The following is a 14,838-nucleotide window of genomic DNA, read 5'->3' on the forward strand; positions in this document are numbered from 1 at the left end:
CGCGAGATGCAGGCACTCCTCGCGACCTGGACCGGCGCCTGCCCCACCTGCCACCGCGACATACCCACACCGATACGAACCTGACCAAGCCCTACTAGAACGCGCAAATTACGTCGAACCCGGGACCGTGATCGCAGCAGAGATCGCGCTGCCGCCCGCCCTGCTCTTCTCGCAGACCATGCCCTACGCCGTCGCCGCGGGCATCGCCATGCACATCGCCTTCACCTGTCTCAAGCCCCGCCAACTGGTGACCTTCTCCGGCCTCACCCTGGGCACTTACCTCGCCTTCGCCGCCTGACCAGCACACGCCGCCCACCGCATAGCCGACCGGACGACAGGGCGCAGATGCGCCGACCGGCTCCACGCACGCAGGAGACCACCGTGCCCGTTGACCCCGTCGCGCTTCGCCACGCCCTGGCCGAGGAGATCGCCGCCGCCGATCCCGCCCTGGACGCCGGATGGCGCGACGCCGTCGCGGCCGTACCCCGCGAACAATTCCTCGGCTCCGCGCTCTTTAGCCCCACCACCGGCGGATGGGAGCCCGTCCTGCGCACGCAGGTCGCCCCGGAGGAGTGGCTGCGCATGGTCTACTCGGACCGGACCTGGGTCACCCAGGTCGAGGGCCGCGACGCCGCCGACGCCACCGGCCCGCTGTCGGGCAGTGCCACCTCCTCGGCCACCCTGCCCTCACTGGTGGTCCGCACCGCCCAGGTGGCGCGGCTGCGTGTCGGGCAGAAGGTGCTCGAGGTGGGCACCGGCACCGGCTATTCCACCGCCCTGCTGTGCCACCGGCTGGGATCGGGCAACGTCGTGAGCATCGAGTACGACCCCGCCCTGGCCGCCCGCGCCGCCGCCCGCCTGGAGGAGGCGGGCTGCGCGCCCACGCTCGCCATCGGGGACGGGCTGCAGGGCTGCCCGGAGCACGCCGGCTACGACGCGATCATCGCCACCTGCTCCGTCCGCTCCATCCCGCCCTCCTGGCTGTGGCAGCTCAACGACGGCGGATCGATCACCACCACCCTCAGCGGCTGGATGCTCGCCTGCGGGCTGATCCGCCTCACCCTCGACGACGCGGGTACCGCGCACGGCCACTTCACCCACGACACCATCAGCTACCTGCTGGCCCGCCCCCACGAGCGGCCGCCCTCCCCCGTCTTCTTCCGCCAGGACGGCGACACACGCCCCACGCGCCTGGACCCCTCGCTGGTTGAGCACTGGGCGGGAGGGTTCGTCGCCCAGCTCGCCGCCCCCTCCGCCGAGCTGATGACCACCAGCACCGGCATCGTCCTGCGCGACGTGGCCACCGGCTCGCAGGCCTGGACCGAACCCGCCCGCCGGGGATGGAGCGTGCACCAGCACGGCCCTCTGCGCCTGTGGGACCAGATCGAAACGGCCCTTGAACACTGGCAGGACGCCAGAGCGCCCGACCTGACCGGCTTCGGGATGAGCGCCACCCCGTTCGAGCAGCGCGTGTGGCTCGGCTCCCCGTCCGGCCCGAGCTGGCCACTGCCCCTGTGACCCCGCCCGGCGATCCCGGCCTTCGCCCTCTGCCTGACGGTCTTTCGGGGGCCCGCAGACCTCTGGCTGGTACGGCACCGGTCCCGATCGTGCAGAGGGGCAGCTCTCGTCCCCGGCCGGCATGCCGCGCTCACCCAGCCGAGCGTGGACGTGAGCGGGGCGGCGGGCTCTGCGGACCTCTCCAGGTCACCGGGCCCACCGCCCCGCTCACGCTACGGCAGGCCGCCCCGGGAACTCCCCAGGAAGCACAACCGGCCCGTTCGGTACTGCGTCCTTGCCGCCCCTCGTCCTGGCACCGGCCCCAAGGCCCTCCACGGCCCGTGGCGGGCAACCGCGTGACGGTGAGCGGCCATGGCCACGCGGGCGGAGCCGGAGGCGTAGCAGCGGTACGCCTCGCTGACGAGGGAACGCAGGTCCGGATTGAACACGCGGTTCACGCGCTCCTCAGGTCGATCATGTTGCCCCTCCCGCGCACCCGTCCCACTTACCCCCGAAATGATCCCACCTCCCGTTCCGGCCCCAGGCCGATCTTTCCAGTTGCTATGTGCCGGTACCGGAACATAGCTACAATGCTGACATGGCAAAGCAGACGAACATCCGCCTGGACGAAGAGGTCAAGGCAGCCGCCGAGGACCGGGCCAAGCGCCGGGGCCTGAGCTTGCAGGGGTACGTGGCCGACCTGATCGAGGCCGACGTGAACCAGTCCCGCGCGGCCTTCATGGCCGGCGCCGCATCGTTCCTGGTGGCGTACACGGACGCCTTCGATGCGGAAGTCGGAGAGGACCGGTACCCCGGTCTCCCTGACACCCCGGCGAAGACGGCACCGAGGGACGCCGCGTGAATCTCCGCATCGACCTCGCGTGGATCCTGGCAGTGGCGCAGCAGATTCCGGGAGATCCCCAGGTCGTCGACTACGGCGTGCCGGTCGCGGCGGAAGCACGTCACCGGGCGGAGATCCTGGACCACGAGGTCTATCCCGAGCCCCATCACAAGGCCGCCGCACTGCTGTGCGAGCTGGCGAGAAACCCGAGCCTGGAGGTGCGGAACCTCCTTTTCGCGGCAACCGTGACCGCGGCCTACCTCTCGGCGTGTGGCCTTCCGGTGAGCCCCGGTCTGGACACCGTTGTCCCCTTGGCCCGCGCGGCCCGGGACGGGCTCCCGGTGCGGGAGGTCGCCGCTCAGATCAAGACCTGGACGAGCTGATCGAGCAGGCTCTTGCCACGGTTCATACCGCATGAGGATTCCAGGTCGTCAACGAGCGTCGGCCCTTCATGATCACCGTTCCGCTGTGGTGTCCGCGTCGTGCACAGCGCGAACGGCGCGGGTTGCGGCGGGGAAGTCAGGGTGGCTCTTCCACTGGTCGGCCATGGCCATGAGCGCGTCGAGAAGGCGGCGGGCCTCATCGGTGTGGCCCGCGTGAACCGCAGTAGCGGACTCCTGGCTGAGCTCCTGGGTGTCGCGCCAGGATGGGACGTACGCGTCGTGGCCATCCGGGTGCTGTTCGTCCCGGAGATCGTCCTGTCGGTGCCAACGAACTGGTAGAGGCCTACACCGGCCTGCAGATCCAACCGCGCCTTCCCACCGTCGGCCGACGTAGCCGGTTTCGCCGCCAGCAGCGGCTGGCAGCCGCCACGTGGCCGAACGGAGCCCGACGAGTCACTCCTGGCCGGCCGCGATACGGGCCTGGTCGGCGATCGCCTCTGCAGCACCGAGGGCTTCCAGGGCGCAGTCGGCATTCTTCGGCTCTCCGATGCCTGCGGACGCTCGCGCCAGCAGGTGCGCAACACATCGGTAGGGGTCGGCCTCGCAGGGGTGCAGAACCGGCCGCAGGCGATCTTGCGCGGTGCCGAGGAGGGTGCACCAGTCGCCGTGGGCATCGGGCCAAACGCCGCACAGCGGGCCGATCCACCGGTCGAAGTGGCCGGCAAGCTGGGCATGGGCGGCGTCGCGGAGCATGGTCACCCTTCGGGGCATGGGGGCAGGAGCTGTTCACCAGCGCCGCAGGTCTTTGCGCAGCTGTTCGTACCAGCTGCGGCGATGCCGGTCGGCGTCCGAAGGCTCGGGGCCGAGGGCGACGACCTGGTCGGTGATGTCGTAGGTGAGGCGGTAGAGCAGGACGCGGGTGGCGGTCTGCAGCCACTGGTCCGTTGCCCGAGCGGGTGGTGCTGCTCCGAGGACGGTCACGAACCAGGCGGGCAGCAGTGCGCGGCTGCTGACGGCGTCGGCCAGGCGGCTGCGCAAAGCCATGGTGAGGCGCTTTTCCGCGCGGTCGCCGGCCGCCATCGCCGGCTGTTTGTCCGCGCGGGTCGAGGCGTCGTCCGCCAGGGCGGTCGCGGACTCCTCGGCGTGTGGGGCCTGTCGGGCAAGGTCCTGGCGAAGTCTTGCCTCGTCGGCGATTGCGGTGCGGAGCCGACCCGCGGCCTCGGAATGACCTGTGGTGCCGTAGCGGCTGGCGGTGAAGGCGCCGATAGCGTCGACGACTGCTGCGAGCGCTGTCCGGTGTCTGTCGGCTGTTTTCCTGTGGTGCCGGACGCGCACTTGGTGGGTGTGGCGGTCGTGGTCGTCCAGGAGCAGGCTACGGGCGTTCCAGCCCTTCAGCATGGTGCGGGCGAGGGCGTGCTGGTCTTTGGTGTAGGTGTCCAGATCCGCGGCGGGCACTTTTCCGGACAGCTTGAGCTGGCCGTCGAGCAGCCGCACGTGCTGCGTGAGGCGTTTGATGGCCTGCTCTGTGTCTCCGATGCGGTCGTCCAGCTCCTCTTCAACCTTGTCGATCTTGTCGTCGCACCCGGAGATGTCGCTGCGGATGTCGCGCAGTTCGTAGTCGAGGTCCTCGGTATAGCCGAACTTGCTCTTCAGGCTCTGGTGGTCGCTGTCGAGGTCGTCGATTCGCTGGTCAAGATCGCGGAGGCGGCGGTCGGTGTCCCGCAGGCGGCGGTCGAGGTCCTCGGTCACTTCTTCGCCCCCTGCTGCGGAGCATCGGCAGAGGTTCCGCCGATCAAGGCCCAGCCGATGAGGACGGCGATGATCCACCAGGCGGACAGCACTCCCAGGGCGACAAGGATCACGAGCACGCACAGGGCGTGCAGAGCGAAGGAGATTGCGCGTTGCTGCTTGTGGTGCTGCACGGTCACCTTGATCAACCACCCCAGCAGTGTGGCCAGCAAGTGGGGTATGAGCAGCAGGAGCCACCAGGCAGTGCGGTCGAGGACGAGGACGGCGGTGATGAGCGCGATGGACACTGCGGTCTGGCCTCGCCACGACCAGCGCACGATCTTCGCGCTCCGCAGCCGCTGCGGCTCGGCCAGCCGCGTGGGCAGCGTCTGCTCGAACGCGAGGAGTTCCTCGGCTCCTTGCACCATGGCGGTGTACTGGCCGTCGAACTCCGCGTCGTCGACATCGAGTTCTGTGACGTGGGCGTGCCGGGCGGCCAGGTCCGAGGTCATGGCTCGATGTTGCTCGTGCAGGTCGCGTTCGGTCGCGGCCATTGGCTCCCCCTCTTCATCCAGCGCGGTATCTCCCCCGCTCATGCCGTGATCATGTGTGGTCAGGCGGCAGAGCGAGTATCGCCCCCGCGGGTTCATGGCATTCAGTGTTGGGCCAGGCTGGCGTGATCTTTGCCGTAAAGGGCTGGTGAACTGCTGTCCGAGGCTGGCCGCGTTCGCGTGCCGGCCCGCCCGCCGGGCGGACGGCCGCCGGTCACAGTGGACGGTGGAGCACGAGCCTCTGGTGCCAGCGACCGCGTCGGCCGTGAGCGGAGGCAGCGCACGCGGCGGGCAGCGGCGCGGTATAGGCGATGTTCACGGCCCCCCGAAGGCTCTCGGGCCGCATCGGAGCCCGGGTGCGGACTTGGTGCGGTCGATCTCACACACTGACGCTTCCCGGCCGTGGCAGGGGCAGGCGCAGCGCTGTTCGCCGAGGTACTGGTACACCTTCGGGTGATCATGCTTGTCTGCGCGCCGGCCCCACGGTAGACGTCAGTAGGTGCGGGCTGGGCCCGCCGGGATGGGCCTATGTGTGCGGGAGGACACTCTGGGGCCGACAAGGGCGGCGACGGTGAATTCCCTTGACGGCCTCTGGTCTGCCGGGCCGCCCGCCTGTCAGGATGACATCTGGTGACGGAGCGGACGGCTGGTGTGAAGGAGCACGTTGGTCGCACCCTTAGCGGTACGCAGGGCAAGTCGCTGGCAGGATTCTGTCCGGCTGTTGCTGCTGCTCGACGCGGCCGCCAAGCCGCCGGCCCAGGACGAGGTTGTGCCCGCAGCGACGGCGGGCGTGATCTACACGCAGGTTCGCCTGCAGAAGCTGGACTTCTGGGTGCGCTACCCGGACTATCTGGCCTTCGAGCTCATGAACGAGTACGAGACGGCGCCGGGCGAAGAGGGACTGCTCAGCCTCGCCTCGGACATCCTGGACTCGGAGGAGCCGGACCTGAGGCGCTTTCCGATGCTGCGTCACAAGTTCGGTGCCTTCGAAGAGCTGGATGACGCACTGGCGCCGCTGGTAGAGCGCGGGCTGATCCGCAAAACGCAAGTTCTTGGCCGGAGCGGCCAGAAGCGCGTCGTCGAGCACGTCTACTTCCTCCTCGAACGCGGTCGGGAGGTGGCCCGGTCGCTGGTGCAGGACGCCCCAGCGCTGGAGTGGTACGTCAAGCGCACCCGGCTGGTCGTGGCGCTGGTCGACGGGCTCGGCGGTACGCAGATCAAGAACCGGCAGTACCTGTTGAGCGACTACGCCGACACCCCGTGGAGGCAGTACATCTCGCCCATCACCGAGCAGGCCCGCGCACGGTTGCGTCAGCTGAAGGCTGCCGCCCAGATGCCGGTGCCAGACGTCGCCCAGGAGGCCTCGTGACCGCGTCGCCCGAGACAACCACCCCGGAGGTCCCCTAGATTCCGCGGGCCGGCGAGATTCTGCAGAGTGTCGCCGAGAAGCTGGGACTGACCCCGGAGCAGGTGGAGCGGTCGCTCGCGGAGGCCAACATCACCCTGAAGAGTCCGGCAGCGGCCGACCGCCGACTGCGGATGCTGCGCCTTCGGGTCCACGGGGTGAAGCACTCGGGCGATCCCTTCCGTGTGGAGCGGGACTTCTCGGCCGGCGTGTGGGCGATCGTCCACCCCGACAACAGCGCGGGGAAGACGAGCCTGCTGGAATTCCTGGTCTGGCCGCTTCGTGGAGAACCTCGCGATCTGCCTTTGGACGTCCGCTCCTGGGTGCGGCACCTGAGCATGGACGTCGCGGTGGCCGGACGCCCCATCCGGATTGTCCTGGATGTCGATCCCGGCACTCATCCGGCGCTGACCGGGCGGATCCTCACCGCGGACACCGTGGAGCAACTGCTTGCCACGGACGATGGCGGGGACGGTCTGCGGCTGCTGGAGCAGGCTTCCGGAACCGACGAGGTGGACCGTAGCATCGGCAGCTTCTTCCTCGACGCGCTGCGGATGGGGCACACCAGCCTGTGGCAGGCCGGCGGCGGCGCCGACGGCGAAGGCGCCCCCCAGGTCCACGGGTGGGCCTCGTACTTCGGAGCGTGCTACCTCAACCCGGGGGGCGACGAGATCCTTCTCGGGGATGTCAACGCCGTGGGCCTGTCCGCCCGGCTCATGGAGCTCTTCGTCGACATCCCCTACAGCACCGTGCTCACTCAGCTGTCGGTCGCCGACAAGCGCGAGCGCAAGACCCTCGCTCAAGGAAAGCGCCGTGCGCAAGGAGACGCCGACGCCCGCAGGGCCGAGCGCACCGCGTGGCAGGAGCAACTGGAGCAGCTCTCCCAGCAGATCGCCGAACTTCGGGACGTGGCGAGCCGGGAGGTGTCCCCCTTGCTCCAGGCCGCCGACCAGGCGGCAGCAAGGCTTCGGGACACGCAGAGTGTGCTCCATGAGGCCGAACAGAGCCTGACCGAGACGAACACGGCGCGGGTGCGCGCCGACCAGGCGCTGCTGGACGCCCGTGAGACCTGGCAGGCGCGGCGGGTGCTCGGCCGGCTCGATCCGGTGTGCTGTCCGCGGTGCGAGGAGCCTCTCGATCGTGACCGCCGCCAGCAGGAGCGCAAGGACGCCTCCTGTGCGGTGTGCACCCGGCCGCTGCCCGAGGTCGACGAAGGGACCGCCGAAGTGCTGCTGCAGGACTTGGAGCAGCAGCTTGACAGCGCGCGGGAGGCGGAGGACGCGGCGAGTCGGCAGCGCGATGCCGCGGCGGCCGCGGTGAACGCCGCACTCGTCGAGCAGCAGGCGGCCGCGGCCGCGCTGCAGACGGCGCTGGCGACGTCGCAGAACCATGAGCGCCTTCGCCAGCTGGAGCTTCGGGCAGCCGGCTTGGAAGGACGTCTCGCCGCCACCGGCTCCGGGCCGAAAGAGCCACCCGTTCCCGTGTCCGCCCAGGTCCTGCAGGCCGTGACCGAGGTCGTACGAGAGGCCGTCGACGCGGCCGCCAAGCGGCTTTTCCCGGCGCTGAATACCCAGATCGTTGAGCTGGCGACCCGTTTCGGGGTGCAAAACCTCGACAGCGTCCGACTCGACCGCTCCGGCCGGGTCAACGCCGTCAAGGCCGGGGTGAAGACCTCGTTCAAGCGCCTCAGCCGCGGTGACCGGCTGCGCATGCGGATCGCCACGGTCATCGCGCTGCTGCGTGTCGGAGCCGACCGCGGCGTGGCCGCCCATCCCGGTCTGCTGCTGATTGACTCCGTCGCCGCCGAGGAGGTCACCGAAGTACCGGCCCGAACCCTGATCGCCGAGCTGCAGGCCATCACCAAGGACCTGCCGGACTTGCAGGTCGTGCTGACCACCGCCCAGCCCGAACTCGTCGACGATCTGCCGGGCGACCACCTCATCACCCGCGATAGTGAACACCTGTTCTAAGCTGCTCGCTTCCGGCGCAGCCCAGCAGAGAGGAGAGGCCAGTGGCTCCGAGCGTGGACCAGGCCCTCCAGGCATGGGCCAGCCGGGCGAGCGATGACGAACTGAACGCCGGACCCCGCCTGGAGGACCTCGGCGACGCAGACGCCCTCGCAGCTGAGGCGGACACGCTGGCCGCCGGGCCTCAGCTGCCCTACCTTCTCACCGCGCTGTCCCACAGCCTCGACACCATCCCGGCCGACCAGGCTGCTCCCCTCCTCGCGGCCGCGGCCCGGGGCCTGCGCCGCCCTCACTCGGCCTGGGTCCTCACCGACGCCCTCGACGTCCTGTGCACCCAGCCGGGACTGGCCGACCGCCTGGGCAACCGAACCGTACGAGATCTGGCCACGCTCGCAGAGGACGCGCTCGCCAGCGACTGCGACGCCGCCCTCGCCCAGCCGGCGATCGCCGGCCTGCTGCGCCTAGGTTGTGTCTCCAAATGATCTCTGATGGTGGATCATGGTGGAGTGGTACGTCGCCATGAACTGTCCGGTGCGGAGTGGGAGTTCGTCCGGCCGCTGCTGCCCGCCTCCTTGCGTGGCCGGAAGCGGGTGGACGACCGCAGGGTGCTCAACGGAATCGTGTGGAAGTTCCGTACCGGAACGGCGTGGCGGGACGTGCCCGAGCGATACGGTCCGTGGGCCACGCTGCACACCCGCTTCCGGCGCTGGGCGCTGGACGGCACCTTCGAGCGGATGCTGCGCACCGCCCGGGCGCATGCGGATGCGGCCGGGGACATCGACTGGCTGGTGTCCAGCGACTCCACGATCGTACGGGCCCACCAGCACGCCGCCGGGGCCCGAGAAAAGGGGCCCGCAACCCGGCACTCGGCCGCTCCCGAGGCGGCCTGACCAGCAAGATTCATCTGGCCTGCGACGCCTTGGGGCGCCCGCTCGCCTTCATCCTCACGGGCGGGAACACCAACGACTGCACCCGGTTCACCGCGGTGATGGAGGCGATCCGGGTGCCCCGCGTCGGGCCGGGACGGCCCCGGGTGAGGCCCGCTCACGTCCTGGGCGACAAGGGATACAGCTCGAAGGCGATCCGCGCCTGGCTCCGCCGACGCAACATCGGCCACACCGTCCCCGAGCGGGCCGACCAGGTCCGCAACCGTCTCCGGCGCGGCCGCCGCGGCGGCCGTCCACCGACCTTCGACCAGCAGCTCTACAAGCGGCGCAACGTCGTGGAACGCTGCTTCAACCGACTCAAGCAGTGGCGCGGCATCGCCACCCGCTACGACAAAACCGCCGAGTCCTATCGCGCGGCCGTCACGCTCGCCTCTCTCCTGATGTGGGCGTGACATTTGAAGACACAACCTGGGACGCGCGCGGATCCGGCTTGATGGAACGCCAATTTCCTTTACGCCAAGCCAAGTTGGGCAACAGGTACGCCAAATGAGAAACCGACACCGCCGCGAAGCGGCGGTGTCGGCGTGATACCTGCGACCTCAGTAGGTGAAGTCGACACCCCGGAGCCGGGAGGGGGTGAGGTCGGTGTAACGAACGATGTCGTTCATCACCTCCTCGGTCTCCGGCGAGCCGAACGCCGCGATGGCGGCCTGCTGGTCGCGGAACTCGTTCACCGCGACGGCCACGATGTCCCCCTCACCCTTCGGATAGACAGTGGTGCTCGACACCAGGCCGTACTTCTCCCACGCTTTGCGCACCATCGGCATGTGCACGGACTCGAAGTAGTCATGATCGAATCGGAAGTTCTGCCCGTTCGACCTGTAGGTCACGTAGACGGTTTCCATGGATTTCCTCTCTCATGACTTCTTTCCGGAACGGCCGGCGCAGCCACCGGCCGGGAGCTGACTAGGCGGACAGGCGGCCGACGAAGTCGAGCAACAAGGCACGGAATGCCTCGGGCTGTTCCAGCGGGGCGAGGTGTCCGGCGTCTGGGAGGACGGCGACCTCACCGGCGCCGAGCTCGTCGCTCAGACCGGCTCCGCCTTCCAAGAAGTCGGGCATGTCGAGTTCGCCGACGCCGACCAGCGCCGGGATGGTCAGGGCGCGCAAGGCGTCCGCGTCCTTGCCCAGCGGGTCCGCCGCCACTCTCGGTTCGCCGTAGGCGACGCGCGCGACCAGTTGGTTGCGCATCATGACGGCCGCCTGCGCGCGGACGTCGTCCGATGCCTTCGGCGACGTCCACGCCTCGACACCGGCTCGCACGGCGGCCTCGATGTCGCCGGCTTCCAGCGCGGCCCGCTCCCTGTCCCACGCGGTCCGCAGACGGGAGGAGGGCGGCAGGTCGTGCGGTCGGTAGCCGATGGACACCAGGCCCTGAACGCGCCGGGGCTCCGTGACGGCGATCTGAAGCGCCACCAGGGCACCGAGCGAGTTCCCGGCGAGGACGAAACGGTCGACACCGAGGTGGTCGAGGGTGTCCAGCACATCGGTCCAGGGAGTCGTCTCGTCGCGCGGAACCGAGGCGGCGTCGCCGTGGCCAGGCAGGTCCACGGCGATGGCCCGGACACCGGCATCGGCGAGCGGGCGCAGGTGTGCCCGCCACATGGTGCGGTCGGTGGGCCGTGCGTGCAGCAGGACGATCGGCCGGCCCAGGCCGGCTTCGTCGAACGGAAGTATCACGGTTGTCTAGTTCTTTCGGACACAGGAGATGGCACCGGCCAGTCGGTCGATGCGGAAAGAGGGCTCGAATGGAGCCGGAAATCGTCCCGTCGCGCTTCGCAAGACGGTCCCTCGGACGGGGTGCGGGCGGAGCACTTCGCAGTCGGACTGCCTCGACCGGGCGTGTCCGTGCCTGCCACCGACCGGGCCCCGGCACAGAGCTCCGATCGGACGCCGGCTATACGGCCGCGTCGAGTTCCGCCAGTTCCGCTTCGCTGAGGCGCAGTCGGGAGGCGGCCAGGTTCTCTTCCAGGTGGGCGACCTTGGACGTGCCGGGAATGGGCAGCATGACGTCGGAGCGGTGCAGCAGCCAGGAGAGCGCCACATTGGACGGGGTGGAGTGGTGCGCCGCGGCGATGTGGTCGACCGGCCCCCCGGGGCGTGCCAGCTGGCCCGCGTCGACGGGCGCCCAGGGGATGAAACCGATGCCGTGCCGGGTGCAGTAGTCCAGGACGTCGGCGGAGCTGCGGTCGGCGAGATTGTACCGGTTCTGAACGGTGGAGATGTCCGCGATCCGTCGCGCCTGCTCGATCTGGTCGACCGTGACCTGCGACAGTCCGATCGCGACGATCTTGCCCTCGTCCTGGAGGTTCTTCAACTCGCCGACCTGTTCCTCCAGCGGGACCTTGGGGTCTACGCGGTGGAGCTGGAACAGGTCGATCTGGTCGAGGCCGAGCCGCCGCAGACTCATCAGCGCCTCCTGGCGGAGGTACTCCGGGCGGCCGACCGGCGGCCAGGCCTTGGACGCGAGGCGCACCAGCTCGTCCCCCCGCCTGATGACGTCCGGGCCGTTGCGCGTGAGGCCCGCCTTGGTCGCGATCAGTACATCGTCCGGGTAAGGACGGATGGCCTCCCGGATGATCTCCTCGCTGATGTAGGGCCCGTAGGAGTTGGCGGTGTCGATGAGCTGCACGCCGAGTTCGACGGCACGCCGGACGACACGCACGCACTCGGCGCGGTCCTCGGGCTCGCCCCAGATGCCGAGCCCGGTCAGCCGCATGGCACCGAAGCCCAGGCGAGCGATCTTCTTCCCGGCGATCTCGTAAGTGCCCACGCTGTCGGCGAGGGAGGTGTTCATGATCGGATTTCACCCTTCTCCAGAGCGGTGGCCTCGCCGGCGTCCTCCGCAGCGGTGGCGGCCTGCTCGGCCAGACGGCGCAGGAGGACCAGGCCGTCGTCACTGGCGCTGCCGGGTTCGGCGCTGTAGACGGACAGATGCTGTCCAGGGGCGCTGGTGACCGCGAAGGTCTCGAAGTGCAGCCGCAGTTCCCCTACGCGCGGGTGCACGAAGTGCTTCTTCTCGCGGGTCCGCGGACGCACCTCGTAACGAGCCCAGAGGTTCGAGAACGACGGGCTGCGCAAGGTCAGCTCACCGACGACCCGCTCGATGCGCTCGTCCGCGGGGAATTGTGAGGACGACGCCCGCAGATTGCTCACCGCGAGACGCGACGCGGCGTCCCAGTCACCGTAGAAGGACTTCGCGTACGGATCCAGGAAGATCATGCGCAGCAGGTTGTCGTACCGGGCGAACCCGCCGTAGAGCTCGCGCGCCATCGCGTTCGCGCCCAGGATGTCCTGCGCCGCGCCGACCAGGAAGGCCGGCACGTCCGGCATGCCATCCATCAGCCGGACCAGCTCCGGGGCGGCGGTCGGCGCAGCGGCCGCCCGCCCCCCGAACACCGGCAGGCCGAGCCGGAACAGATGCACGGCGGCGTCGTCGTCCAGTCGCAGGGCGCCGGCGATCGACCGCAGCACCTGGTCGGAGGGATGCCGTTCCCGGCCCTGCTCCAGCCGGATGTAGTAGTCCGTGCTCACTCCGGCGAGCAGGGCCACCTCGTCGCGCCGGAGGCCCGGCACCCGCCGGGGACCGTCGTCGGGCAGACCGACGTCCTGCGGCCGGACCAGTGCTCGACGGGCTCGCAGGTATTCACCCAGCTTGTTTTCGCTGTCCACCCTGACGACAGTAATCCGGACCGGCTCCCGGGGCGTGGGTGCGGTGCACCCACTCTGGCCGAGCCGGGGCTGCGGCCTCACGCCCGTCATTCCTGCTGCTCCGTCGGCCGGACCAGGATTTCGTTCACCGCGACATGGCGCGGCCTGGTGACGATGAAGGCGATGGTGTCCGCCACGTCCTCGGGGCGCAGGCACTCCATCGCGGAGTAGCGCTCGTACATCCGGGCCCGGGCATCGGGACGGTTCTGGAGGGGCAGCTCGGTCTCCACCGCACCGGGCTCGACGAGCGAGACACGCAGGTGGCGCTGAGTGACCTCCTTGCGGAAGGCCTCACCGAAGGCGTTCACCGCGTACTTGCTCGCGTTGTAGGCACCGCCGCCGCCGCGGACCATCCGCCCCGCGGTGCTGCTGACCAGGACGATGTCGCTGACTCCGCGGGGACCGTCGGCTGCCGCTTCGAGCAGGTGGGGAGCGGCCGTGTGGGCCGTGTACATGAGTCCGAGGGTGTTGAGTTCGATCATCCGGCGCCAGTCGGCGGTGTCCGCGCCCGTGATCGGTCCGAGGATCATGACGCCCGCGTTGGCCACCACGGTGTCGAGGCGGCCGTACGTGTCGACGGCGCGGGCGACGGCGGCGCGGGCCTGCCCTTCGTCGGTGAGGTCGGCATCCACGGCCAGGGCCTGGCCACCGGCGCTTTCGATCTTCTCGACGAGTGCGTCGAGCCGGTCCGCGCGACGGGCCACGACGGTCACACGTGCGCCGAGCGCGGCGAGGGTGAGCGCGGTGCCCTCGCCGATTCCGCTACTGGCTCCGGTCACGAGAGCGACGGTGCCGGAGAGGGGACGGCCACTGGTCGGGGCCAGAACCGGAGCCGCGGCTTCGGTCGCTTGGAACGGTGGGCGCGTGTGTACCGCGTTTAGGTCGTGAGAATGACTGGTCATGCGGTCGACGGTAGGAGTGTTCCCGCCTGCGGGGGAGGGAGCGGTACCCCCACCCGGGGCCACCGGCCGCCGCCCGTCGATGCACAGGACACCCGGAGCGGCCCGTCCGACCCGGCGTGCCCGCGGCGCCGAACGCCCGGTGGTTCGCCCGCGGCTTCCCCGCCGCCGTGGACGACCCCGCACCAGGCCGGACGTGGGCCTGACCGACGAGGGGTACTCCTCCCCCGGCATCCGGGACCACCTGGGGCGGACGGGGTGTGAACGCAGCCTTGCCGGACCGAGCCGGCCGGCGCGGCGCGACCGGATGCGGCGCGGACGGGACGGTGGCAGAGCGCCCGCCTCGACCTGGAGAGGTGATCAGCGCGACTCCGGCCGATCGCTGGCTCAGCTGCGGGCCTTCTCCAGCGAAAGGGGGAATCGAGTTCCCCGGTGACCGGCGCATGTTCGTGACGCGAGGCGAGAACTGGGCAACTCCGCTCCCCCACGTGCTCGCTCCCGGTGCCCTCCCCGCGCGGTTCCTGATCCGAGCCGATGAGCTGCGGCGGGGAGAGCGGGAGCAGCGCATTCCGTACACGCAGATGCGGCCCTATGTGGGGCTGGCCGACGGGACGGTCAGCCACGCCGACCGCAGCATGCCGTTGACCTGACTGGCTGAAGGCGGCCCGGCCTGGGGCCCCGCTGCACTTCCCACCACCCCGGCGGGGCGGCTTGTCCGCCCGGCGGCGCGTGCATCCCCGATAATTGACGCCTTCGCCCGGTCGCTGGTTGGTGAGGTCCGACGTCAATACTTCATACGACTCGTGGCGCCGCTAGGTCGTTTCTGATGGCTCTTGTCCGGCGCGGTGGACCAAGCTCTGGGCCGGTCAGGCGTTGGTCATGGTGCGGCGACATGAACTGACCGACGAG

The 14,838-nt window shown here is 69.8% G+C and carries 18 protein-coding genes; 10 read left to right on the forward strand and 8 right to left on the reverse strand.

The features are described 5' to 3' along the window. Positions 1-127 precede the first annotated feature (127 nt). The 5 genes from IE271_RS38475 (at position 128) to IE271_RS38495 (ending at position 3,060) form a co-directional block, all read left to right on the forward strand. Entirely contained in the window at positions 128-298 is a 171-nt protein-coding gene (locus tag IE271_RS38475) for a hypothetical protein (protein ID WP_229919892.1), read from the forward strand. Between the two features lie 83 nt (positions 299-381). Beyond that, a complete protein-coding gene (tgmC, locus tag IE271_RS38480) occupies positions 382-1,518 on the forward strand; it encodes an ATP-grasp peptide maturase system methyltransferase (RefSeq protein ID WP_190195108.1) in 1,137 nt (378 codons plus the stop codon). Between the two features lie 577 nt (positions 1,519-2,095). Then, a complete protein-coding gene (locus IE271_RS38485; protein WP_229919893.1) occupies positions 2,096-2,359 on the forward strand; it encodes a hypothetical protein in 264 nt (87 codons plus the stop codon). Then, entirely contained in the window at positions 2,356-2,721 is a 366-nt protein-coding gene (locus IE271_RS38490; protein ID WP_190195109.1) for a hypothetical protein, read from the forward strand. The genes IE271_RS38485 and IE271_RS38490 overlap by 4 nt, the downstream gene beginning before the upstream one ends. A gap of 141 nt (positions 2,722-2,862) precedes the next feature. Next, positions 2,863-3,060 (forward strand): hypothetical protein, encoded by a 198-nt coding sequence (locus IE271_RS38495; protein WP_190195110.1) that lies wholly within the window; start codon positions 2,863-2,865, stop codon positions 3,058-3,060. 114 nt (positions 3,061-3,174) lie between these two features. On the opposite strand, the gene IE271_RS38500 is transcribed toward IE271_RS38495, so the two are convergent. Genes IE271_RS38500 through IE271_RS38510 form a run of 3 tightly spaced genes read right to left on the reverse strand, consistent with a single transcriptional unit; the run spans position 3,175 to position 5,003 of the window. Then, positions 3,175-3,480, reverse strand: a complete 306-nt coding sequence (locus IE271_RS38500) for a hypothetical protein (protein WP_190195111.1) — start codon at positions 3,478-3,480, stop codon at positions 3,175-3,177. Between the two features lie 27 nt (positions 3,481-3,507). Next, on the reverse strand, positions 3,508-4,470 hold the full coding sequence (locus IE271_RS42945; protein ID WP_229919894.1) for a hypothetical protein: 963 nt from the start codon (positions 4,468-4,470) through the stop codon (positions 3,508-3,510). Next, positions 4,467-5,003, reverse strand: coding sequence for a hypothetical protein (locus IE271_RS38510; protein ID WP_190195112.1), 537 nt, complete (start codon positions 5,001-5,003; stop codon positions 4,467-4,469). The genes IE271_RS42945 and IE271_RS38510 overlap by 4 nt, the downstream gene beginning before the upstream one ends. A 718-nt stretch (positions 5,004-5,721) precedes the next feature. Here IE271_RS38510 and IE271_RS38515 point away from each other — a divergent pair. The 4 genes from IE271_RS38515 to IE271_RS38530 all read left to right on the forward strand — a co-directional run bounded on the left by IE271_RS38515 (position 5,722) and on the right by IE271_RS38530 (position 9,711). After that, positions 5,722-6,369: a hypothetical protein gene (locus IE271_RS38515; RefSeq protein WP_229919895.1), complete on the forward strand. Its 648-nt coding sequence runs from the start codon at positions 5,722-5,724 to the stop codon at positions 6,367-6,369. Positions 6,370-6,470: 101 nt separating this feature from the next. After that, entirely contained in the window at positions 6,471-8,375 is a 1,905-nt protein-coding gene (locus IE271_RS38520; RefSeq protein ID WP_190195113.1) for a hypothetical protein, read from the forward strand. A 41-nt stretch (positions 8,376-8,416) separates the two neighbouring features. After that, positions 8,417-8,854 carry a hypothetical protein gene (locus IE271_RS38525; protein ID WP_190195114.1) on the forward strand — a complete coding sequence of 146 codons (438 nt, stop codon included), beginning with the start codon at positions 8,417-8,419 and terminating at the stop codon, positions 8,852-8,854. Between the two features lie 6 nt (positions 8,855-8,860). Then, a protein-coding gene (locus IE271_RS38530; RefSeq protein WP_373308908.1) for an IS5 family transposase occupies positions 8,861-9,711 on the forward strand; the annotation gives its coding sequence in 2 pieces (ribosomal slippage) (positions 8,861-9,233 and positions 9,233-9,711; 852 coding nt in all). 147 nt (positions 9,712-9,858) lie between these two features. Here the strand turns inward: IE271_RS38530 and IE271_RS38535 are convergent. From IE271_RS38535 to IE271_RS38555, 5 genes are all read right to left on the reverse strand, one after another. Continuing rightward, positions 9,859-10,164 (reverse strand): EthD family reductase, encoded by a 306-nt coding sequence (locus IE271_RS38535; protein ID WP_190195115.1) that lies wholly within the window; start codon positions 10,162-10,164, stop codon positions 9,859-9,861. Between the two features lie 61 nt (positions 10,165-10,225). Then, positions 10,226-10,999 (reverse strand): alpha/beta fold hydrolase, encoded by a 774-nt coding sequence (locus IE271_RS38540; RefSeq protein ID WP_190195116.1) that lies wholly within the window; start codon positions 10,997-10,999, stop codon positions 10,226-10,228. Positions 11,000-11,216: 217 nt separating this feature from the next. Further along, positions 11,217-12,116, reverse strand: coding sequence for an aldo/keto reductase (locus IE271_RS38545; protein ID WP_190195117.1), 900 nt, complete (start codon positions 12,114-12,116; stop codon positions 11,217-11,219). Next, positions 12,113-12,991, reverse strand: a complete 879-nt coding sequence (locus tag IE271_RS38550; protein WP_190195118.1) for a helix-turn-helix domain-containing protein — start codon at positions 12,989-12,991, stop codon at positions 12,113-12,115. Before IE271_RS38550 ends, IE271_RS38545 begins: the two co-directional genes overlap by 4 nt. Before the next feature lie 86 nt (positions 12,992-13,077). After that, a complete protein-coding gene (locus IE271_RS38555; protein ID WP_229919896.1) occupies positions 13,078-13,809 on the reverse strand; it encodes an SDR family NAD(P)-dependent oxidoreductase in 732 nt (243 codons plus the stop codon). A gap of 563 nt (positions 13,810-14,372) precedes the next feature. Here IE271_RS38555 and IE271_RS38560 point away from each other — a divergent pair. Continuing rightward, on the forward strand, positions 14,373-14,579 hold the full coding sequence (locus IE271_RS38560; RefSeq protein WP_190195120.1) for a hypothetical protein: 207 nt from the start codon (positions 14,373-14,375) through the stop codon (positions 14,577-14,579). Positions 14,580-14,838: the final 259 nt, after the last annotated feature.

It is taken from the genome of Streptomyces minutiscleroticus, from assembly GCF_014650875.1.
Taxonomy (GTDB): Bacteria; Actinomycetota; Actinomycetes; order Streptomycetales; family Streptomycetaceae; genus Streptomyces; species Streptomyces minutiscleroticus.

Excerpts from the sequence above, each read along its gene's own strand:
- IE271_RS38485 (WP_229919893.1), top strand. The coding sequence starts at position 2,096 with ATGGCAAAGCAGACGAACATCCGCCTGGACGAAGAGGTCAAGGCAGCC.
- IE271_RS38545 (WP_190195117.1), bottom strand. The coding sequence starts at position 12,116 with ATGAACACCTCCCTCGCCGACAGCGTGGGCACTTACGAGATCGCCGGG.
- IE271_RS38510 (WP_190195112.1), bottom strand. The coding sequence starts at position 5,003 with ATGGCCGCGACCGAACGCGACCTGCACGAGCAACATCGAGCCATGACC.
- IE271_RS38560 (WP_190195120.1), top strand. The coding sequence starts at position 14,373 with ATGTTCGTGACGCGAGGCGAGAACTGGGCAACTCCGCTCCCCCACGTG.
- IE271_RS38535 (WP_190195115.1), bottom strand. The coding sequence starts at position 10,164 with ATGGAAACCGTCTACGTGACCTACAGGTCGAACGGGCAGAACTTCCGA.